This is a genomic window from Diaphorobacter sp. JS3050, from assembly GCF_013154915.1.
GTDB lineage: Bacteria > Pseudomonadota > Gammaproteobacteria > Burkholderiales > Burkholderiaceae_C > Diaphorobacter > Diaphorobacter nitroreducens.
Window position 1 is genome coordinate 2,003,654 of record NZ_CP053553.1, and the last position, 19,545, is coordinate 2,023,198.

Consider the following 19,545-nt stretch of genomic DNA (forward strand, 5'->3'; position numbering starts at 1 on the left):
TCTTTTTCGATAGCAATCAGCGCCCGAACCGTGCGCCGTCCACGCTCCATGCCCCGGCACCGAAGGCGGCGAATGCCAGCAGGCCGCCCGTCACGGCAACGTTCTTGAAGAACAACAGCTGCTGCATCATCTGCTGGTCCGCCGGCAGAGCCCAGTAGGCGTGGAAGAAGAAACTGGCCGCCAGCGTGAACACGGCCAGCGCCAGCGCAGCGATGCGTGTTCCGAATCCGAAGAGCAGTGCCAGGCCGCCCAGTAGTTCAATCAACAGACCGACGGCAACGGCCACGGTGGGCATGGGCATGCCCACGGACGTGGCGTAGCCCACGGTGCCGGCAAAGCCGCTGATCTTGCCGAACCCCGCAGGGATGAACAACAGGGCGATGAGGATGCGGCCCACCAGGGCCAGAGGGTTTTGCAGGGTAGCAAACATGGCGGAACTCCTAGGGTTGAAGTGGATGGGCAGACTTCACGCGGCGAGATCAAAAACCAGAACTTCGGCATCGCTTCCCCCGGACAGGGTCACGCTGCTTTCGTTATCCAGCAGGGCCGCGTCGCCCCCGCTCAGATGCTGTCCGTTGACCTGCAGCGTACCGCGGATCAGGTGGACGTAGGCTTTGCGCCCTGCGGCAATGGGCAGTTGCGCCGCCTCAGCACCGTCGAACAGGCCCGCGTACAGCGTGGCGTCGGCATGGATCGTGACCGAACCTTGCGCGCCGTCGGGCGAGGCCACGCGACGCAACTGGCCGCGCTTGTCGGCATCGGGAAAGCGCTTTTGCTCATAGCTCGGCGCGATGCCGCGCACATTGGGCTCGATCCAGATCTGCAGAAAGTGCGTCTGCTGGCCCTCGGCGTGGTTGAACTCGCTGTGCATCACGCCCGTGCCGGCGCTCATGCGCTGCACGTCGCCGGGCGGAATGCCCTTGACGTTGCCCATGCTGTCCTGGTGCGCCAGTTCGCCGGACAGCACGTAGCTGATGATCTCCATGTCGCGGTGGCCATGGGTGCCGAAGCCCGTGCCCGGCGCGATGCGGTCCTCGTTGATGACGCGCAGGTTGCCCCAGCCCATGTGGCGCGGGTCGTAGTAGCCCGCGAACGAGAAGCTGTGGTACGAATGGAGCCAGCCGTGGTCTGCGTGGCCGCGATCTTGCGATTTGCGAAGGGTCAGCATGGGGTCGCTCCTGGAAATGCGTTGCGTTGGAGAGAACTGTAGGTGGCGCAGCGCCCTTGCAGGGACAGCGGGCTTGAAGGCATCATTCAAACTCATTGAACGAATAGGCCGTCGATCATGCAAAACACCCGCGATGCCCTGACCCCTGAAAACTTGGCCATGCTGCAGAGCATTGCGGAGACGGGCAGCTTTGCCGCGGCGGCACGCCAGCTCGGCGTGGTGCCCAGCGCACTGACCTACCGTGTGCGCCAGATCGAGGATGCGCTGGACGTGCTGCTATTCGACCGCAGCGCCCGCCACGCACGGCCCACCGATGCGGGCATGGAGCTGCTGCGCGAAGGCAAGCGCTTGCTGGAGGACGTGGACGCCATCGCCAACCGCGTGCGCCGCGTGGCCACGGGCTGGGAGCCGCAGCTCACGCTGTCGGTGGACGGCGTCATCTCGCCCACCACCATGCTGGAGCTGGTGGAGGCGTTCTACGCCCTCGGTCCACCCACGCGCGTGAAGTGGCGCGACGGCATCCTCGGCGGCACGGCCGAAGCGCTGACGTCGGGCCAAGCAGACCTGGCCATCGGCGTGGCCGTGGGTGCCTCCAACGTCGCCGGGCTGCAATCCGCCCCGCTGGGCGAGGTGCGTTTCATCTTCGTCGTGGCGCCCCACCACCCACTGGCCAAGGTGCCCGAGCCCATCAGCGACACCACGCTGCGCGAACACCGCGCGATCGCCGTGGCCGACTCGGCACGGCGCAGCAACGTGACCATGGGCATCCTCGCGGGGCAGGACGTCCTCACCGTGGACAACATGCGTGCCAAGATCCACGCACAGTTGCGCGGCCTGGGCGGGGGCTTTCTGCCCGAGCCCATGGTGCGTCCGTACCTCGAAGCCGGCCATCTGGTCGAGCGGCAGGTGGCGCGCCCCGCGCGCAACGTGCGTCTGAGCTACCAATGGGGTGGCCCCGGGCACGCTGCGCCGGGCCGCGCGCTGCAGTGGTGGCTGTCGCAACTGCAAAGTGACGCCACACGCCGTGCGTTGCTGGAAAACCACCACCAGTTCTGAATGCGTGGGCCGCGCGGCGCGTGTAGAGTCAACACTAGCGCTGCGCTAATTACCAGCACTGCACCAGCCCATTTCCGACGTCATCGAAGGCCTGCCATGACCCGCTTTTCCTCCCGCTCCAGCGATCGACTGAAACAAGGCCAGCAGGTCGCGCCCCTGGGCGCCGCGCGGCGCTTTGCCGTGGTGGGTGCCGGCATGGCCGGCGTGGCCTGCGCCCGCACCCTGGCCCAGGCGGGCCACATGGTCACCGTCTTCGAGAAGGCGCCGCAGCCCGGCGGGCGCACGGCGGCGCTGGCGTCGCCCTTTGGCAGTTTTGATTCGGGCGCGCAGTACTTCACGGTACGCGACGCACGCTTTCAGCGGGCGCTGGACACCGTTTCCGGCCTGTGCCGCGCCTGGAGCGCCACCACCATCCGCGTGCTGGACGCCGCCGGGCGCGTCGCCACCGCCGCGCCACCGCCCGGTGAAGCGCACTGGGTGGCGGCCCCCGCCATGGATGCGCTGGTCCAGGCCTGGGCCGCACCGCTGGCGCGCGAAGGCCACCTGCACACGCGCACGGCCGTCACGCGCATCGAGCGCGACGCCATGCGGCCCACGGCCTGGCAGCTGCGCACCGAGACGCTCGATGGGGGATCGCAGGTGTATGCGGGTTTCGATGGCGTGGTACTGGCCCAGCCCGCACCGCTGTCGCGGGCGCTGCTGCAGCAGTCCGGCGTTTCCACGCCGTGGGACGATGCCCTGGCCGGCGTGGACATCGCGCCCTGCTGGACCTTGATGCTGGCCTTTGCGCAGGCCGTGCGCCCCGGGCTGACCACGCTCGGTCCGCAGTGGAACGCCGCACGCAGTACGCACCACCGCATTGCCTGGCTGGCCCGAGAGTCCAGCAAGCCCGGCCGGACACAGATCGAGCGCTGGACGGTGCAGGCCAGTCCCGCCTGGTCGCTGGAGCACCTGAACGACGAGGCCCCCCGCGTGCAGGCCAAGCTCATCAAGGCGTTTGCCGAAGTCACCGGCATACGCGCCACGCCGACGCATGCCGAGATGCGGCGCTGGCGCCACGCGCAGACGCAAAAGCCCTTGGGCCAGAGCTTTCTGTGGGACGCCTCCCTGGGCCTGGGCGTTTGCGGCGATTGGTGCCTGGGGCACCGGCTGGAAGACGCTTTCGTCTCGGGCCTGGAGCTCGCGCTCACCGCTGCATGACGGCGGCCGCGGGCTACGTCGGCCGCTTTGCCCCCTCCCCGACCGGCCCGCTGCACGCGGGCTCGCTCGTCGCCGCCTTGGCCAGCTGGCTGGACGCGCGCGCGGCCCTTGGAGGACGCGGCGGGCGCTGGCTGGTGCGCATCGAAGACGTGGACCCGCCGCGCTGCGTGCCCGGCGCCGACGAGCGCATTCTGGCGCAGCTGGCCCGCTGCGGCCTGCTGCCCGACGAGCAGCCGCTGTACCAATCCACCCGCGGCCCCCGCTACCAGCAGGCGCTGGATGGGCTGCTCCACGCCGGCCTGGCCTACCCATGCGCATGCACGCGCCGCGACATCGAAGCCGCCTTGCAGGCGCAGGGCCTGGTACATGAACGCCATGTGGAACGCCCCTACCCTGGCACCTGCCGCCACGGCCTGGGTGGACGCACGCCGCGCGCCTGGCGCTTCCATACCCAGAGGTATCAATCAAAAATGCCTCCAGCGCCCATCCAGCAAGTGCAACCAGCTATTTATTCAATAGCAAGTTCCGGCGTCTCCTGGACCGATCGGCGCCTGGGCCCGCAGTTTCAGGATGTGGCGCGGCAAGTGGGCGACTTCGTGCTGCGGCGCGCAGATGGCCTGTGGGCCTACCAGCTTGCGGTCGTGGTCGACGACGCCGACCAGGGCGTCACCCATGTGGTACGCGGCGAAGACCTGGCCGACAACACGCCGCGCCAGATCCTGCTGCAGTCCGCATTGGGCGTGCCCACGCCGCAGTACCTGCATACGCCCCTGGTACGTGCGGCGGATGGCGAGAAGCTCTCCAAACAACATGGCGCCCCCCCCATCGACGACAGCCAGCCGCTGCAGGCTTTGACAAATGCAGCCCAGGTACTGGGATTGCCGTCACCTACAGGCATAGCAGGCATCGCCGATGCGCTCGCATTCTGGGTCAAGGCATGGCCTGGAACCTACAATTCGCCGCTGTGACTCAAACGCTTTCTTCGCAAGACCTGCAGGCCCCCGCGGCCTCCCCCATGCCCGGTGCCGCAGGCAGCGCCCCGGCAGACGTCGCCCATCCCAAGGGCATCAAAAGCTATGTGCGCCGCGCCGGCCGCACCACCACCGGCCAGGCCAAGGCGCTGGAAGAGCTGGGCCCGCGCTACGTGCTGGACTATGCGCCCGCCCTGCTGGACGCCACTGCGGCCTTCGGCCGCAGCGCGCCGCTGGTGCTGGAGATCGGCTTCGGCATGGGCGAGGCCACGGCACACATCGCGCGCGTGCGCCCGCAAGACAACTTTCTGTGCTGCGAGGTGCATGAACCCGGCGTGGGCGCGCTGCTCAAGCGCATCGGCGAGCAGGACATCCACAACATCCGCATCCTGCAGCACGACGCCGTCGAGGTGCTGGAGCACATGTTGGCGCCCGGATCGCTCGACGGCGTGCATATCTTCTTTCCCGACCCCTGGCACAAGAAGCGCCACAACAAGCGCCGCCTGATCCAGCCGCCGCTGGTGGCGCAGCTGGCGGCACGCCTGAAGCCGGGGGGCTACATCCACTGTGCGACCGACTGGCAGCCGTATGCGGAGCAGATGCTGGAGGTGTTGTCGGCCGAACCCTTGCTGTCCAACACCGCCGAGGGCTATGCTCCGCAGCCGGACTATCGCCCCCTGACCAAGTTCGAGAACCGCGGCATGCGGCTCGGCCATGGCGTGTGGGACCTGGTGTTCACGCGCCGCTGAGCGTCTATTCCCGTTTCCCGATGAAGCCCATCCTCCAGAACCTGGCCGAAATGACCGCACACCGGGACCACCTGCGCCTGGAGGTCTCGGTGCTGTCCACGCTGCTCAAGCTGGGCCATATCGTGCAGGTGCGGGCGCTGGAGCTGTTCACGCAGGACGAAGTCCTGATGCTGCGCCCGCGCAGCTGGAGCCACGAAGGGCAGTTAGGGCCTGTTCACACTATTTTTGCCAGATGCGTTGCGATCAAAAAGGGCCAGGCGCAAGGCGCCAAACGAAGCTGGGGTGCTACCCCAGCGAGGCTTGGCAACGCCGCGAATGGCCCTTTTTGATCGCAACCCGGAGGGAACGGAGTGAAAACCGCGCCATTCGTCGTTGCCCTCCTAGCCAAGGCCCCGGCCTTGGCGTCGTCACGCGCCTAGATTGGCGCGGTTTTCACGCCATTCGCACTGGCAAAAATAGTGTGAACAGGCCCTAGTCTCCAGTGAGTACGACGCTGCTTCGGATCCCCAGCGCATTCCGCTGGCGCAAGAGCCTGAACTGGCCCACTGCATCGCCACCCAGGGCGAGAGCGCCGCGCGTGCCTCCGAGCAGCGCCACACGCTCTGGCTGCCCATGTGGCTGGGCGGGCGCCCCACGGCGTGCCTGGAAATCACCCAGTCCCGCCGCTTCACGCGGCACCAGCGCGACGTGATCATGGGCGTGTTTCTGGTCTACCAAAACTACCAGAGCCTGCTGGATTACAGCGAGCGGGACGCGCTCACCGGGCTGCTGAACCGCAAGACCTTCGAGGAGCAGTTCTCACGACAGACCGGCGCACCCGCCAGCCCAGGCGAGGGCGAAGACACTGTGCGCCAATGGCTGGCGGTGATCGACATCGACCATTTCAAGTCGGTCAATGACCGCTTTGGACACCTCTATGGCGATGAGGTGCTGATCCTGGTGGCCAACCGCCTGCGCACCCTGTTCCAGAGCCAGGACAGCATCTTCCGCTTCGGCGGAGAGGAGTTCGTGGTGCTGCTGCGTTCCCTCACGCTGGCGCAGGCGCGCCAGGCGCTGGAGCGGTTGCGCGCGGCCGTGCAGACGCATGTGTTCCCGCAGATCGGACACATCACCGTGAGCATCGGCTTCGCGGCCACGCAACAGGGCTCGCCGGTGGAGATCCTGGGGCGCGCGGACCAGGCGCTCTACTATGCCAAGGAACATGGACGCAACCAGGTCTGCTTCTATGAAGATCTGGTCAACAGTGGCGCCTTGCAGATCAAGGTGGCGCACGACGAAGTGGAGCTGTTCTAGCCCATTTGCCGGCAGACGGCGCTGTGCCTGCCGTCTTTTGCCTAGCCCCCTGGGTCCGGTGCGACCGCGGCGCAGGCCACCACCGCCCACGCGGGTGCAACATGTCCGCAATTGCGCCCGGCCCCCGTCTGGGGGCCCAGGCCGCCGTCAGATGCGCTCGCCCACCCAGCCCTGCACGGCTGCCAGCGCCTGCGGCAGCGCCGCCGCGTTGGTGCCGCCGGCCATGGCCATGTCGGGTTTGCCGCCCCCTTTGCCACCCACCTGGGCCGCCACGAAGTTCACCAGATCCCCGGCCTTGACACGGCCGATGCTGTCGGCCGTCACGCCAGCCGCCAGCTGCACCTTGTCGCCATCGACGGCCGCCAGCACGATGGCCGCCGTCTTGAGCTTGTCCTTGAGCTTGTCCATGGTCTCGCGCAGGGTCTTGGCGTCCGCGCCTTCCAGCCGGGCCGCCAGCACCTTGAGGCCCTTGACGTCCACGGCCTGGCCGGCCAGCTCGTCGCCTTGGCTGGAAGCCAGCTTGCCCTTGAGTGCAGCCAGTTCCTTCTCGAGCGTCTTGATCTGATCGAGCGCACCGCCAATGCGGGCGTTCAGCTCCGCAGGGGGCGCCTTCAGGGCGGCTGCAGCCTGGTCCACCGTGGACTCCAGCGACTGCAGGTAGGCCAGCGCGTTCTCGCCGGTCACCGCCTCGATGCGGCGCACGCCTGCGGCCACGCCGCCCTCAGCCACCACCTTGAACAGGCCGATGTCGCCCGTGCGGCGCACGTGCGTGCCGCCGCACAGCTCGCGGCTGGTGCCGATGTCCAGCACACGCACGGTCTCGCCGTACTTCTCGCCGAACAACATCATGGCGCCCGTTTTCTGCGCGCTTTCGATGTCCATCAGGCGCGCGTTGGTGTCGGTATTGGCCAGCACTTCGGCATTCACCAGGCGTTCGATCTCGCGAATCTGCGCGGCCGTCAACGGCGCGTTGTGCGCGAAGTCAAAGCGCGTGCGCTCGGCGTTCACCAGGCTGCCCTTTTGCTGCACATGGTCGCCCAGTACCTCGCGCAGTGCCTTGTGCATGAGGTGGGTGACCGAGTGGTTGCGCATGGTGGCCGCGCGCAGTTGCAGGTCCACCTGCGCCTGCACCGTGTCGCCCACATTCAGCGTGCCGGCTTCCAGGGTGCCGTGGTGGCCGTAGACGTCGGCCTTGATTTTCTGCGTGTCGGCCACGGTGAAGCACGCCGAGCCAGCGCCGATGGTGCCTTGGTCGCCCACCTGGCCGCCGCTTTCGGCATAGAACGGCGTGCGGTCCAGCACCACCACGCCGCTCTGGCCCGCGTGCAGGGCCGCGGTGCTGGTGCCGTCCACGTACAGCGCGACGATCTTGGCACTTTCGGCCAGTTGCTCGTAGCCCGTGAACTGGTTGGCCGCGCCGGTGTATTCCAGCGCGCGGTCCATCTTGAACTTGCCTGCGGCGCGGGCAGTGCTCTTCTGGTGTTCCATGGCGGTGGCAAAGCCCGCTTCGTCCACATTGACGCCCCGTTCGCGGCACACGTCGTTCGTCAGGTCCAGCGGGAAGCCATAGGTGTCGTGCAGCTTGAACGCCACGTCGCCCGGCAGCGTCTTGGCACCGCCAGCCAAAGCGCTGTCCAGAATCTCCATGCCGTGCGCCAGGGTCTCGAAGAAGCGTTCCTCTTCCACCCGCAGCACATCCGTGATGCGCGCCTGTTGCTCGCGGATCTTGGGGTAGGCATCGCCCATCTGCTGCACCAGGTCTTGCACCAGCTTGTGGAAGAACGGCGTCTTGCGACCCAGCTTGTAGCCGTGGCGAATGGCGCGGCGCACGATGCGGCGCTGCACGTAGCCGCGGCCCTCGTTGCTGGGGATGACACCGTCGGCGACCAGGAAGGCGGTGGCGCGGATGTGGTCGGCGATGACCTTGAGCGACGGGTTGGTCAGGTCGCTTGTGCCGGTTTCGCGCGCCGCGGCCTTGATCAGCGCGTCGAACAGGTCGATCTCGTAGTTGCTGTGCACGTGCTGCAGGATGGCGGCCAGGCGCTCCAGGCCCATGCCGGTGTCCACGCAGGGTGCGGGCAGCGGCTTGACGTTGCCTTGCTCGTCCATGTCGAACTGCATGAACACGTTGTTCCAGATTTCGATGAAGCGGTCGCCGTCCTCATCCGGGCTGCCGGGGGGGCCGCCGGCAATGTGCTCGCCGTGGTCGTAGAAGATCTCCGAGCACGGGCCGCAGGGGCCGGTGTCGGCCATCATCCAGAAGTTGTCGCTCTTGTAGCGGCCGCCCTTGTTGTCACCGATGCGGATCACCCGCTCGGGCGGCAGGCCGATTTCTTTGGTCCAGATGTCGTAGGCCTCGTCGTCCTCGGCGTAGACCGTGGCCAGCAAGCGCTCGGGAGGCAGCTTGTAGACCTCGGTCAGCAGCTCCCAGGCCCACTTGAGCGACTCGCGCTTGAAGTAGTCGCCAAAGCTCCAGTTGCCCAGCATCTCGAAGAACGTGTGGTGGCGCGCGGTGTAGCCCACGTTCTCCAGATCGTTGTGCTTGCCGCCGGCGCGCAGGCAAGTCTGCACCGATGTGGCGCGCACATAGGGGCGCTTGTCCGTACCCAGGAACACATCCTTGAACTGCACCATGCCCGAGTTGGTGAACATCAGCGTGGGGTCGTTGCCCGGCACCAGCGGACTGGACGCCACCACGGTATGCCCCTTGGCGGCGAAGAAGTCCAGGAAGGTCTTGCGAATGTCTGCAACGGAGAAAGTGGGTGTGCTCATGGTGTGTATGGGGTTCGTGGGCGGGTATGGCAGCGCAAGGCATCCCGTCGTGACCAACCTGCCATTATAGATTTCACCCTTGCGCACACACGGCGCTATCCTGCCCCTTTGCCCTGCCCGCCGCGGCCTTCCAGGAGCCACCCCATGGACATGAAGACATCACCCCTTTCCCTGCTCAAGGATCCGAGCCTGCTCAAGACCGACGCCCTGCTGGGAGGCCAGTGGTTCGCAGGCGGCGCACGCTTTGCCGTGCACGACCCGGCCACCGGCCTGAAGTTGGCCGATGTGGCCAACCTGGGGGCCAAGGAAGCCGAGCTGGCTATCGCCGCCGCCAACGAAGCATGGCCCGCATGGAAGGCCAAGACCGCCAAGGAGCGCAGCACCATCCTGCGCCAGTGGTTTGACCTGCTCATGCAGCACCAGGACGACCTGGGCCGGCTCATGACGGCGGAACAAGGCAAGCCCTTGCCCGAGGCCAAGGGCGAGGTGGCCTATGGCGCCAGCTTCGTCGAGTGGTTTGCCGAGGAGGCCAAGCGCGTGAACGGCGAGACCCTGCCACAGTTCGACAACAACCGCCGCCTGTTGGTGCTCAAGCAGCCCATCGGCGTGTGCGCGGCGATCACGCCGTGGAACTTCCCCTTGGCGATGATCACGCGCAAGGTGGCGCCGGCGCTCGCGGCGGGCTGTCCGGTGGTGATCAAGCCGGCCGAGCTCACGCCCCTCACCGCCCTTGCCGCGGCCGAGCTGGCGTTGCGCGCGGGCATTCCCCCCGGCGTGCTGAGCGTGCTGACGGCCGATGCGGAGAACTCCATCGCCATCGGCAAGGTGCTGTGCGCAAGCGACGTCGTGCGCCACCTGTCGTTCACCGGCTCGACGGAGGTCGGGCGCATCCTCATGGCCCAGTGCGCGCCCACGGTGAAGAAGCTGAGCCTGGAGCTGGGCGGCAATGCGCCGTTCATCGTGTTCGACGATGCCGACCTCGACTCCGCCGTGGAAGGCGCCTTTGCCAGCAAATACCGCAATGCCGGGCAGACCTGCGTGTGCACCAACCGCTTCTACGTGCAGGCGGGGGTGTACGACGCCTTCGTCGCCAAGTTTGCCGCCCGCGTAAAAACCGCGAAGGTCGGCAATGGCTTCGAGGACGGCGTGAACCAGGGCCCGTTGATCGAACCCGCCGCGGTGGACAAGGTACAGCGCCACCTGGACGACGCCATCGCCAAGGGCGCCAGCGTCGTGACGGGCGGAAAGCACCTGGCGGAACTGGGCGCGGGCCAGTTCTTTGAGCCCACGGTGCTGGCCAACGCCACCGCTGGAATGCTGTGCGCGCGCGAGGAAACCTTCGGCCCGCTGGCGCCGGTCTTCAGGTTCGAGACCGAGCAGGAAGCCATCGCTGCCGCCAACGCCACCGAGTTCGGCCTGGCCAGCTACTTCTACAGCCGCGACGTGGGCCGCATCTTCCGAGTGGGCGAGGCGCTGGAATATGGCATGGTGGGTGTGAACGTCGGCATTCTCGCGACCGAGCATGTGCCCTTCGGTGGCGTCAAGCAGTCGGGCCTGGGGCGCGAGGGCTCCCACTACGGCATGGACGACTATGTGGAGATCAAATACCTCTGCGTGGGCGATATCCAGAAGTAGAGAGCACTTTTGCTTCTTTTTTCGTAGCTGCCAGCGCTTGCTCCTATTGCCCGATGGCCAGAAATGCCCACGAACCTATGTACCGGCAGGACAGGCTGGACGTCGGCCGGCGCAGATCGCACGGTTGCCCGGAAAGCACGCGGCAGTGCGCTAGAATCCACCGACTTTGCGGGCGTCGTTCAATGGTAGGACCTGAGCTTCCCAAGCTCAAGACGTGGGTTCGATTCCCATCGCCCGCTCCACTTCGACTTTCCAGGGACTTCCACGGGACTCCAAGGAACGTCGTAAGTCATTGTCAGGATTGAGGATTTTTAGCCGACCTCGATCCACTGACATCCAGCGAAATCCACTCACTGCCAGCCCAAACTGGTACAAAAAGTGGCCCAAAACAATGTGCGGGGTTCCCAATCCGCATTGTTGCTGGAGGAGCCGGGGTTAGACGGGAACCATGGCATCCAACTCGCTTTCTGGAGTTGGACACATGCTTTCTGATCTCATGGCTCGGCAAGCCAAGGCCACCGGTAAGCCGTATTCGCTTGCCGATTTCGACGGCCTCTACCTTTACGTTTCCGCCATCGGCAGCAAGGTGTGGCACTACCGCTATTCCTGGCTAGGTAAGCGCGAGCGCATCACCTTTGGCGGCTACCCCGCAATATCCCTGAAACAGGCCCGTGACTTGCGTGACGAGGCCCGGGCGCTGTTGGCAAAAGACATCAATCCGCACTCTGAACGCAAACGCAAGCGCCATGTGATCGTCCTGGCGGGCGAGCACACCTTCAAAGCTGTATATGACAAATGGCTGGCCCACCGTAGCCTCTCCCTGGAGGATGAAGGCCGGCAGAGCACCCCGAAGCAGATCGGGCGCGTCTTTGCGAAGGACGTGTTTCCCATGCTGCGCCACCTGACCATCTACGACGTCACTCGCGCCCATTTACTGGACATCATCGGCAGAGTGGAAAAGCGCGGTTCGCTGTCGGTCGCCGAGAAGCTGCGCACCTGGTTCACCCAGCTTTTCACCTACGCCACGGTGGTGGTGCCCAACATGGGCGAGAACCCATCGAAGGATCTGGATGTGGTGGCGATGCCGCTGCCGCCGGTGGAGAACAATCCCTTCCTGCGCATGCCCGAGCTGCCGACAATGTTGCAGACGCTGCGCAAGTACCGCGGTCGCCTCAACACGCAACTGGGCCTGCGGCTGCTGCTGCTTACGGGCGTGCGGACCGGTGAACTGCGCTACGCCACCCCTGACCAGTTCGATCTCGACCGCGGCCTGTGGATCGTCCCGGTAGTCAGGCTCAAGCAACGCAAGCAGCTCACCAAGAAGAAGCGCCAGCGTTTCAGCGATATCCCGCCGTACATCGTGCCGCTGTCGTTGCAGGCGCAGGAAATCGCTCGGCATCTGCTGAGAAATTTCAAGCCAGCGCAGGTCTATCTTATCCCCGGTGATTGGTGCCTCAAAAGCCCTCTCAGCGAAAACACGCTCAATGGCGCGCTCAAGCGTATGGGATATGAAGACCAGCTCACTGGGCACGGTATTCGCGCCACCATCTCGACTGCGCTCAATGAATTGGGGTATCCGCCCAAGTGGGTGGATGCCCAACTCTCGCATGCCGACCCGGACAAAACCAGCGCGACATACAACCACGCCGAGTACGTCGAGCAGCGCCGCGTCATGATGCAGGACTGGGCGGATCGTCTGGATTTGTTCGAGCAGAATCAGGTCGAAGTTGCCAGCACGCACCTGACCATCACGCTGCAGGGCCTGCCCACGATTGCCGGGCAGGCGGCCGCGCATCCCCCTGTCCTGAACCCCAACACCCCCCAGTTGATCGTTGCTCCCACACCGGATGCGCAAGCGGTTCCGGCTTCCGTGCACCGGCTTTCTGCGGTGCATCTGCCTGAGTACGCGCGGCCCAGGCTGTCTGAGGTGCAGCGCGAGCGGTTGCAATTGCTGGAGATGTTCGAGGCGCCTCACAACCTGTCGGTGGCCGATTACGCCAAGCTGGTTGGCAAGTCCCGCCGCTGGATCACCTACGAGATTCAGGCCGGCAATCTCCTGTCGATCCAAATGGGCCACCGTGGGCAGCGCGTTCCGGACTGGCAGCTCGACCCCATCAGGCGCAAGCTGATTCAGGCCATCCTGAAGCAGGTGCCGCGCGGCATCGACACCTGGTACATCTACCATGCGCTCCTACGGCCATACGATGCCCTGGGCAAGCGCCCAGCCATCGAGGCGGCCGGCCCGACGAACCTGCATCTTGCCGCTCGGCTGGTGGCCACACAAGCCATGGAAGCAGATGAACTTGCAGCGCAATCGGAGGAACTGCCGATGCAGGCCAGGCAGACGGTGCAGCGGCTGGTAAAAACCGCGATGTTGGTCGATGCGCCCGAGGACCTGGCCGCCCATTGAACTTGGACTGGGCGGCAGCGCCGTCCAGTCAAGGCCAATGCAGGGAGCCAGTAGGCCAGTCGCTTCGCATTTCCAGCTCTCCGCTTTCTAGGCGGCCCGCCTGCAATTGCCTGATGTAGCCAGACTTTGTTGAGCGCCGAATCTGTGGTTAGCAGTCACCATGGGCTACTCGTGCGTGATGCTGTATCGCTATATCAGCATCCCGTACAGATATGACGCCGCCGGATTTCCTCTGCTAATCCTAGGCACCGAGCAACTGGTGTCGCTGCTCGCAGCTTTTGAAACCGTGGGCGTATCAGACCATACCGAATCGGTTTTGCCGAGAACGCCGCAACCCATGACGCTGGTACTGTGAGCGTCACTATCGAGCCTGCAAATCCGTTGCTCGACATCTTGGCGACGGGTGAATTTTTGCACATCGAGCACGTGACGACCACCAGTGGGGGTGGCTGGTGAGAGCGTGTCCCGTCCCTCTACAACCGCTGCGCCTGAAGCTCGTCTTCGGGTAAGGACAACAGGCTGTTTGGGAGTTGGTCGTAAAGGAGCGCGCCATGTGGTTCTCCTGGAAGGAGATGGGAGCATGCACAAGAATGCACCAACATCGAAGGTGTTCTACCGCCCGATCGAAGCCTCCATCCGTTGGGCTGGTCTGCTGCAGTACAAACATCTGATCTTGGCCTCGATATCGTCGCCGAGGGATCTACCGCAAACGATGGAGTGCCCTCGTTGGAACGAACTGCGTCTGTACACGGAACGCATCTATGACGGCATCCTCAACCGAGAGCTACCCTTCGGTCGGAACGGCATCACGCTGAACGACCTCGCGCTGTTGGAGGCCCCGGACCTCACCGTTCGCCACACCGATCTGAAGTGCTGGATGCTCTCGCACTATCCCGAGCATCGGCCCAGCTTCCTTTTCTGTCGCAGCGAGCGCATCGCACACCCGGTCATCACGCTGGAAACCGGCCAAGCCATGCTGGTCGAACGGCTGGCACTGAAATCCGCTCTGGAGCAGTCCAGGCGCCAACTCCGCGAACTGCAGGAAAAGCACGACGCGCTGCGCAAACAGGCAACGGTGATTCTCGCCTGCGCCCAGTGCCCGATCAGCGACCGGGCAGAGGCCACCTACCTGAACATCATTGGCGGGATGCTGACGCTGATGCTGGGCCAGTCCCCTTCGGGCATTCCTTACTCCAGCTTCAAAACGCAGGAGGCCCTTGTCTCGGCATTGGTCGCCAACTACGGCGGCACCATGGGTATCACGGAGCGAACCTTGAACGGCAAGTTCGCCAACGCCAGGAAGAATGTCCGTAGCGGAACCGCATAAGGTTTGCGAGCTTGTATGTGCAGTCGCGGAGATTGCATTTGCAATGTCTTTCCGCAGCCAAGTCTATTGAATAGGGGTCACGCCAACAAACGCCGCTGAGCGTTCAGGAGTGACCGACATGTCGCAGACACCTGCACTGCCCGCAAGTGAGCGCCGCATCCTGCGGCTCGATGAAGTCGAAACCAAATCTGGTTTCAAGCGCGCCCACATCTACAACTTGATGAGGAAAGGCCAGTTCCCCAAGGCGCTGCGCCTGGGCGTGCGTGCGGTTGGCTGGGATTCGTTCGAGATCGACCAGTGGATCGCCGAACGCCTCAACAACCGGACTTGAGCTGCTCTCCACGGACTTCCCATCCTCTACCGGAGAGCGCCATGCAGGTTGTATCCATCATCTCGACCAAGGGCGGCGTTGGCAAGACGACCACGGCCGCCAACCTCGGCGGAATCGCCGCCGACGCTGGCCTGCGCGTGCTGCTGCTTGATCTCGACGTGCAGCCCACGCTGTCCTCCTACTACGAGCTAGCTCATCGTGCGCCGGGCGGCATCTACGAGTTGCTGGCCTTCAACGAGCGCGACCTTGGCCGGCTCGTGTCTCGCACGATCATCGCGGGCCTGGACCTGGTGCTCTCCAACGACCACCGGGGCGAATTGAACACCTTGCTGCTGCACGCGCCCGATGGACGCCTGCGGTTGCGCCACCTGTTGCCGGTATTGGCGCCGCTCTACGACCTGGTGCTGATCGATACCCAGGGCGCGCGCTCGGTGCTGCTGGAGATGGCGGTACTCGCCTCCGACCTCGCGCTGTCGCCCGTGACACCGGAAATCCTCGCGGCGCGCGAGTTGCGGCGCGGCACCATGCAGTTGCTGGAGGACATCACACCATACCGGCACCTGGGCATCGAACCGCCACCGCTGCACCTGCTCATCAACCGCGTCCACCCCGTGTCCGCCAACGCACGGATGATCCAGCAGGCACTGCGCGATCTGTTCCAGGGCCATGCCGGCATCCGAGTGCTGGGCACCGACGTGCCGGCCATCGAAGCCTATCCACGCGCCGCGACCCGTGGCCTGCCGGTGCATCGGGTCGAGCATCGCCAGCCCCCGGGCAGAGTTGCGCCCGCCGCGCTCGACACGATGCGCGCGCTCGCCAACGAGTTGTTCCCCCAGTGGCAGGACCGACTGGCGCATGTGTCCGGCCGCCCGCAGCGTCCTCTGGAAACCGGGAGGCCCCATGGCGAACGCACATGACCTGGCCCGCGGCCACAAGCGACTGCGCGCCCTGATCGAGTTCGCGGTAAGCGAAGGCTGGCACGTCAAGCGCACGCTGGGCGGGCATCTCAAATTCACCAAGACCGGCTGCGCTGCGATCTACACCAGTTCGACGGCGAGCGATCACCGGGCCGAGTTGAACGCCCGTGCGCAGATCCGCCGTGCCGAACGGGAGGCTCGCATCGCGCAGGCCGGCGGCCCTCGGGGATGCTGCCATGGCTGACATGACCTCTCAGGACATGGCGGGCAAGCTGCTCGCGGCTGGGTTCGAGCGCGTTGGCCCGTCGGCCACGGCTTTGAGCGACCCGATCGCTGACACGCCGATGTTGGTGACGCTGGATCAACTGCGTCCCTACGACCATGACCCGCGCATGAAGCGCAATCCCGCCTACGAGGAGATCAAGGCCTCCGTCCGCGAGCGCGGCCTGGATGCGGCACCGGCCATCACGCGGCGCCCGGGTGACGAGCACTACATCATCCGCAACGGTGGCAACACGCGACTGGCGATCCTGCGCGAACTCTGGTCGGAGACCAAGGACGAACGGTTCTTCCGCATATCGTGCCTGTTCCGGCCTTGGTCTGCGGAGAGATCATCGCGCTGACAGGACACCTCGCGGAGAACGAACTGCGCGGCGGTCTGACGTTCATCGAGCGTGCCCTGGGCATCGAGAAAGCGCGCGGGTTCTATGAACAGGAGAGCGGCGCCGCACTGAGCCAATCCGAACTGGCCCGCCGCCTGGCAGCCGATGGCTACCCCGTTCAGCAGTCGCACATCAGCCGCATGGCCGATGCGGTGCGCTACCTGCTGCCCGCGATCCCGACCGTGCTCTATGGCGGCCTGGGCCGCCACCAGGTCGAACGGCTGTCGGTCATGCGCAAGGCCTGCGAGCGCACCTGGGAGCACTACGCCAAGGGCCACAAGGGCGACCCACTACCGCTGGACTTCGACAGCTTCTTTCAAGAAGTGCTGTCGCAGTTCGACACGCAGGGCGACGAGTTTGCCCCGCAGCGCGTGCAGGACGAGCTGATCGGCCAGATGTCCGAACTACTGGGCATCGACTACGACGTGCTGGCACTGGACCTGACCGAATCGGAGAGCCGCCACCGGGCGCTGGTCAGCGACCCGGCCCCGCCCGCGACACCGCCCGCATTGCCTCAGCCAACGGACAGTAGGCCGCCACCCCCGGGCACGGCATCGTCTATCGCACCGCCTGCACCACCGGCCAGTCCGCCAGCGGCCGCGCGCGCCTCGCGTCAGGACAACGCAACGGCTGGCGAGACGGCCACCGGAAGCCCTGCGGCCGGGGCCGACGATCTGCTTCGAGAGCACATCGTCTCGCCCGCACCGACGACAGAACGGCTCCAGTCGATCCAGCGGATGGTGGCCGAGCAGCTGGGCGATGCACTGCCGCCCGATTTCTCGGCCAACGTACTGCAGTCCATCCCAGTGCAGGCCGGGGGCCTCTATCCGATCTCCGACGTCTGGTACATCGACGCTGGCCTGGACACTCCCGACCGGCTGCGCATCCACATCGCGCAGTTCGCGCGCGAGATCGCCGGCGAGGCGGGCCTGGACGAGTGCATTGAAGATCGCACCGGTGGCATCGGGTTCGCTTGCCGCGCCCGCGCCCAGGCCCCTTCGTCACCGGGGCGCGCGGTGCTGACGCTACTTGTTTCCCTGGCTGGTCAGCCTGCCGTCGAGGCCGGCATGGACGGCGCACAGCTCGCCACCGACCTGCCGGCGCTCTTGCACGGCCAGGGCCCAGGCCACGGTGACGGGGCCAGGCGCTTGAGCGACACCGCATTGGTCAAGCTCTTTCGCCTGCTGCGCCTGGCCCGGCGCCTGCTGGACCTGGAAGCCGGCGCTGCGGCGCCCGGGACGTGAGCGAGGGAGGCCTGCATGTCCGCATCGCATCCCCTCAACCAGGCCGTGATCGCCCAGGCGCTGTATGACCTGCGCAATGGTCAACTGCGCCGCTGCAAGGCCATGGGCTTCGGTGAGGCCGAGCTGGATGCGCTCAAGCACCCTGCGCTGATCAGCGTGCTGGCCAACGCCAATGTCTCGTGGTGCTCGGTCACGGTCAACCGTGAAGTGCTGCGGCGCTTGCTCAATCAGGCGCAGGACGTGGAAAAGGAGATCGCCACGGTCGATCGCATGCTCAGGCTGGGCGCGAGCACGGAAATGGTGAGCCGCTTCTATGGGTTGACCCATCAGGAAGTCGCCCTGCGGCGGGAAATCCTCGGCCTGCCCAAGCGCAAGGGGCGCCACCCTGTCTTGGACGAGACCCAGGACACGGAGCTGTGGCGGCAATGGAAGGCTGTGACCAGCAGCAGGAACGTCGATCTGGAGGACGAGACCTCGATTCTCGATGCGGCAATGGACCTGGCCGAAGGCATGTCGCTGCCGCTATCGGTGGTCTGGGCCGCGATCAAGAATTGGGTCGATCAGGGATTGGGATAAGCGATGGCCGTGGACGACACTGCACCACGAGCAGCGCGCCAAGGCCCCGTCGCCCTTGCCGATCTGTTAGAGGACGCCCTGAAGGAACTCGCGCCCAGTCCCGGCGCACCCGCGCCCGGCGACGGCTTTCTGTTCAGTGGTAACCGGCACGAGAGCGTGCCGCGGCGCCTGTTCCTGGATCGCCGGCTGACACCGCTGGAGCGCAATGCCTGGCAGGTGTTCCGGCTTTTGCTCAACGACGACGGCGTGACGGCGTTCCCCACCTATGAGCAGTTGCGCCCCTGGCTGGCGTCCATGCCCTGCGCGGGCCAAGCCTCCCACGAGACCGTCGCGCGAGCGCTGACGCTGCTGCGCCTGACGCGGTGGCTGAGCTTGGTGCGACGACGGCGCGACCCCAAGACCGGCCGGATCCTCGGCAACCTCTACGTCCTGCACGACGAGCCCTTGACGCCATTCGAGGCGATGCAGCTCGACGCGGACTACCTGGCCCTGGTCAGCCAGTCCCTGGGCCATTCGGCCAAGGCCGTCCAGATGGTGGGGCTCAACACCCTGAAGGAGATCGCCGGCGACCCGCTGCTGTCCGGTCGCACGCTGCCGTCGCGGCTGCAGGTCCTGGCCGAGCGCCTGGCCCGCCAGGGCATCACCGCCACCGAGAGTTATCCACAGGAGGGCGCGATGCACGATTCCGAAGAAGGGCTTGCAGGCCTTCTTCGGAATGGCGAACGCCCCTCTTCGGAATCCGAAGCAGGCCTGAAACCCGCGCCAGACGGTTCTCTTCGGAATCCGAAGCAGGACCGTACTGTACGTAGTAGTCGTATTAATGAAGTACGTACTACTGCGCGGGAGCGTGGGCAGGCGCGCGCGATGCAGGGTGTCCGCCTGCCCGATCGCTTCTTCGGTTTGAAAGAAGAGCAGCAGGCAGGCGCCATGGTGGCCTTGCAGCAGGTCGATGCCTCACTGCGCCAGGCGGTGCTGGACGAATGGGTGGAGCGTTGTCGCGGCAGCACCATCCGCAATCCGGCTGGCTACCTGTTCGGCATCATCCAGCGGGCCATCCGGGGCGAGTTCAATGCGTGGACCAGGCAGGCTGGACCAGCACCGCCACCTGCCGCCGCGCGAGAAACGCCGCCTCAGCCACCGCGCAATGTGGTTCCATCCGAGGTGGCCCGGCAGCACATCGAACGGCTGCGCGACCTTCTGCGCAAAGGCTGACCGCTTGGGGCGATCAGACCCT

General features: G+C 65.6%; 17 protein-coding genes, 1 tRNA gene and 2 pseudogenes. 17 read left to right on the forward strand and 3 right to left on the reverse strand.

All coding sequences use genetic code 11. The features are described 5' to 3' along the window. Positions 1 to 16 precede the first annotated feature (16 nt). Both HND92_RS09700 and HND92_RS09705 read right to left on the reverse strand, forming a co-directional pair. Positions 17 to 430 (reverse strand): DoxX family protein, encoded by a 414-nt coding sequence (locus HND92_RS09700; protein WP_135149166.1) that lies wholly within the window; start codon positions 428 to 430, stop codon positions 17 to 19. 36 nt (positions 431 to 466) lie between these two features. After that, positions 467 to 1,168, reverse strand: coding sequence for a pirin family protein (locus tag HND92_RS09705; RefSeq protein ID WP_011805229.1), 702 nt, complete (start codon positions 1,166 to 1,168; stop codon positions 467 to 469). Positions 1,169 to 1,285: 117 nt separating this feature from the next. On the opposite strand from HND92_RS09705, the gene HND92_RS09710 reads away from it, so the two are divergent. From HND92_RS09710 to HND92_RS09735, 6 genes and pseudogenes are all read left to right on the forward strand, one after another. Continuing rightward, complete coding sequence (locus HND92_RS09710) at positions 1,286 to 2,224, forward strand: LysR family transcriptional regulator (RefSeq protein ID WP_015913314.1); 939 nt, start codon at positions 1,286 to 1,288, stop codon at positions 2,222 to 2,224. A 96-nt stretch (positions 2,225 to 2,320) separates the two neighbouring features. After that, positions 2,321 to 3,424 (forward strand): NAD(P)/FAD-dependent oxidoreductase, encoded by a 1,104-nt coding sequence (locus tag HND92_RS09715; RefSeq protein WP_011805227.1) that lies wholly within the window; start codon positions 2,321 to 2,323, stop codon positions 3,422 to 3,424. Further along, positions 3,421 to 4,392, forward strand: coding sequence for a tRNA glutamyl-Q(34) synthetase GluQRS (gluQRS, locus tag HND92_RS09720; RefSeq protein WP_047349550.1), 972 nt, complete (start codon positions 3,421 to 3,423; stop codon positions 4,390 to 4,392). The genes HND92_RS09715 and gluQRS overlap by 4 nt, the downstream gene beginning before the upstream one ends. Further along, positions 4,362 to 5,144 carry a tRNA (guanosine(46)-N7)-methyltransferase TrmB gene (gene trmB, locus HND92_RS09725; RefSeq protein WP_172206850.1) on the forward strand — a complete coding sequence of 261 codons (783 nt, stop codon included), beginning with the start codon at positions 4,362 to 4,364 and terminating at the stop codon, positions 5,142 to 5,144. Before gluQRS ends, trmB begins: the two co-directional genes overlap by 31 nt. A 20-nt stretch (positions 5,145 to 5,164) precedes the next feature. Next, a complete protein-coding gene (locus tag HND92_RS19570) occupies positions 5,165 to 5,473 on the forward strand; it encodes a hypothetical protein (RefSeq protein WP_370567779.1) in 309 nt (102 codons plus the stop codon). Between the two features lie 142 nt (positions 5,474 to 5,615). After that, a pseudogene (locus tag HND92_RS09735) lies at positions 5,616 to 6,437 on the forward strand (GGDEF domain-containing protein); the annotation flags it as partial. Between the two features lie 147 nt (positions 6,438 to 6,584). Here the strand turns inward: HND92_RS09735 and alaS are convergent. Continuing rightward, positions 6,585 to 9,209: an alanine--tRNA ligase gene (gene alaS / locus HND92_RS09740; RefSeq protein WP_172206851.1), complete on the reverse strand. Its 2,625-nt coding sequence runs from the start codon at positions 9,207 to 9,209 to the stop codon at positions 6,585 to 6,587. Positions 9,210 to 9,353: 144 nt separating this feature from the next. On the opposite strand from alaS, the gene HND92_RS09745 reads away from it, so the two are divergent. The 11 genes and pseudogenes from HND92_RS09745 (at position 9,354) to HND92_RS09795 (ending at position 19,523) form a co-directional block, all read left to right on the forward strand. Beyond that, positions 9,354 to 10,844 (forward strand): NAD-dependent succinate-semialdehyde dehydrogenase, encoded by a 1,491-nt coding sequence (locus HND92_RS09745; protein WP_172206852.1) that lies wholly within the window; start codon positions 9,354 to 9,356, stop codon positions 10,842 to 10,844. 168 nt (positions 10,845 to 11,012) lie between these two features. Then, positions 11,013 to 11,086 (forward strand) — tRNA-Gly (locus HND92_RS09750). 239 nt (positions 11,087 to 11,325) lie between these two features. After that, positions 11,326 to 13,254 (forward strand): integrase arm-type DNA-binding domain-containing protein, encoded by a 1,929-nt coding sequence (locus HND92_RS09755; RefSeq protein WP_172206853.1) that lies wholly within the window; start codon positions 11,326 to 11,328, stop codon positions 13,252 to 13,254. Positions 13,255 to 13,414: 160 nt separating this feature from the next. After that, complete coding sequence (locus HND92_RS09760; RefSeq protein WP_172206854.1) at positions 13,415 to 13,609, forward strand: hypothetical protein; 195 nt, start codon at positions 13,415 to 13,417, stop codon at positions 13,607 to 13,609. A 225-nt stretch (positions 13,610 to 13,834) separates the two neighbouring features. After that, entirely contained in the window at positions 13,835 to 14,581 is a 747-nt protein-coding gene (locus HND92_RS09765) for a hypothetical protein (protein ID WP_172206855.1), read from the forward strand. 118 nt (positions 14,582 to 14,699) lie between these two features. Next, complete coding sequence (locus HND92_RS09770; RefSeq protein ID WP_172206856.1) at positions 14,700 to 14,912, forward strand: AlpA family transcriptional regulator; 213 nt, start codon at positions 14,700 to 14,702, stop codon at positions 14,910 to 14,912. A gap of 41 nt (positions 14,913 to 14,953) precedes the next feature. Next, positions 14,954 to 15,829: a ParA family protein gene (locus tag HND92_RS09775; RefSeq protein ID WP_172206857.1), complete on the forward strand. Its 876-nt coding sequence runs from the start codon at positions 14,954 to 14,956 to the stop codon at positions 15,827 to 15,829. Further along, on the forward strand, positions 15,813 to 16,073 hold the full coding sequence (locus tag HND92_RS09780) for a hypothetical protein (protein ID WP_172206858.1): 261 nt from the start codon (positions 15,813 to 15,815) through the stop codon (positions 16,071 to 16,073). Before HND92_RS09775 ends, HND92_RS09780 begins: the two co-directional genes overlap by 17 nt. Next, positions 16,066 to 17,735, forward strand: a pseudogene (locus tag HND92_RS09785) (ParB family protein). The gene HND92_RS09780 and the pseudogene HND92_RS09785 overlap by 8 nt, the downstream one beginning before the upstream one ends. Before the next feature lie 15 nt (positions 17,736 to 17,750). After that, positions 17,751 to 18,311 carry a DUF2857 domain-containing protein gene (locus HND92_RS09790; protein ID WP_172206859.1) on the forward strand — a complete coding sequence of 187 codons (561 nt, stop codon included), beginning with the start codon at positions 17,751 to 17,753 and terminating at the stop codon, positions 18,309 to 18,311. A 3-nt stretch (positions 18,312 to 18,314) separates the two neighbouring features. Further along, the gene (locus tag HND92_RS09795; RefSeq protein WP_172206860.1) at positions 18,315 to 19,523 is read left to right on the forward strand and encodes an STY4528 family pathogenicity island replication protein; all 1,209 of its coding nucleotides are present in this window, start codon (positions 18,315 to 18,317) and stop codon (positions 19,521 to 19,523) included. Positions 19,524 to 19,545: the final 22 nt, after the last annotated feature.

Coding starts and splice junctions, on each gene's coding strand:
- HND92_RS09775 (WP_172206857.1), top strand. CDS start 14,954: ATGCAGGTTGTATCCATCATCTCGACCAAGGGCGGCGTTGGCAAGACG.
- HND92_RS09790 (WP_172206859.1), top strand. CDS start 17,751: ATGTCCGCATCGCATCCCCTCAACCAGGCCGTGATCGCCCAGGCGCTG.
- HND92_RS09700 (WP_135149166.1), bottom strand. CDS start 430: ATGTTTGCTACCCTGCAAAACCCTCTGGCCCTGGTGGGCCGCATCCTC.
- HND92_RS09795 (WP_172206860.1), top strand. CDS start 18,315: ATGGCCGTGGACGACACTGCACCACGAGCAGCGCGCCAAGGCCCCGTC.
- trmB (WP_172206850.1), top strand. CDS start 4,362: ATGGCCTGGAACCTACAATTCGCCGCTGTGACTCAAACGCTTTCTTCG.
- HND92_RS09715 (WP_011805227.1), top strand. CDS start 2,321: ATGACCCGCTTTTCCTCCCGCTCCAGCGATCGACTGAAACAAGGCCAG.
- HND92_RS09765 (WP_172206855.1), top strand. CDS start 13,835: ATGCACAAGAATGCACCAACATCGAAGGTGTTCTACCGCCCGATCGAA.
- alaS (WP_172206851.1), bottom strand. CDS start 9,209: ATGAGCACACCCACTTTCTCCGTTGCAGACATTCGCAAGACCTTCCTG.
- HND92_RS09710 (WP_015913314.1), top strand. CDS start 1,286: ATGCAAAACACCCGCGATGCCCTGACCCCTGAAAACTTGGCCATGCTG.
- HND92_RS09770 (WP_172206856.1), top strand. CDS start 14,700: ATGTCGCAGACACCTGCACTGCCCGCAAGTGAGCGCCGCATCCTGCGG.
- gluQRS (WP_047349550.1), top strand. CDS start 3,421: ATGACGGCGGCCGCGGGCTACGTCGGCCGCTTTGCCCCCTCCCCGACC.
- HND92_RS09760 (WP_172206854.1), top strand. CDS start 13,415: ATGGGCTACTCGTGCGTGATGCTGTATCGCTATATCAGCATCCCGTAC.
- HND92_RS09780 (WP_172206858.1), top strand. CDS start 15,813: ATGGCGAACGCACATGACCTGGCCCGCGGCCACAAGCGACTGCGCGCC.
- HND92_RS09745 (WP_172206852.1), top strand. CDS start 9,354: ATGGACATGAAGACATCACCCCTTTCCCTGCTCAAGGATCCGAGCCTG.
- HND92_RS09755 (WP_172206853.1), top strand. CDS start 11,326: ATGCTTTCTGATCTCATGGCTCGGCAAGCCAAGGCCACCGGTAAGCCG.
- HND92_RS19570 (WP_370567779.1), top strand. CDS start 5,165: ATGAAGCCCATCCTCCAGAACCTGGCCGAAATGACCGCACACCGGGAC.
- HND92_RS09705 (WP_011805229.1), bottom strand. CDS start 1,168: ATGCTGACCCTTCGCAAATCGCAAGATCGCGGCCACGCAGACCACGGC.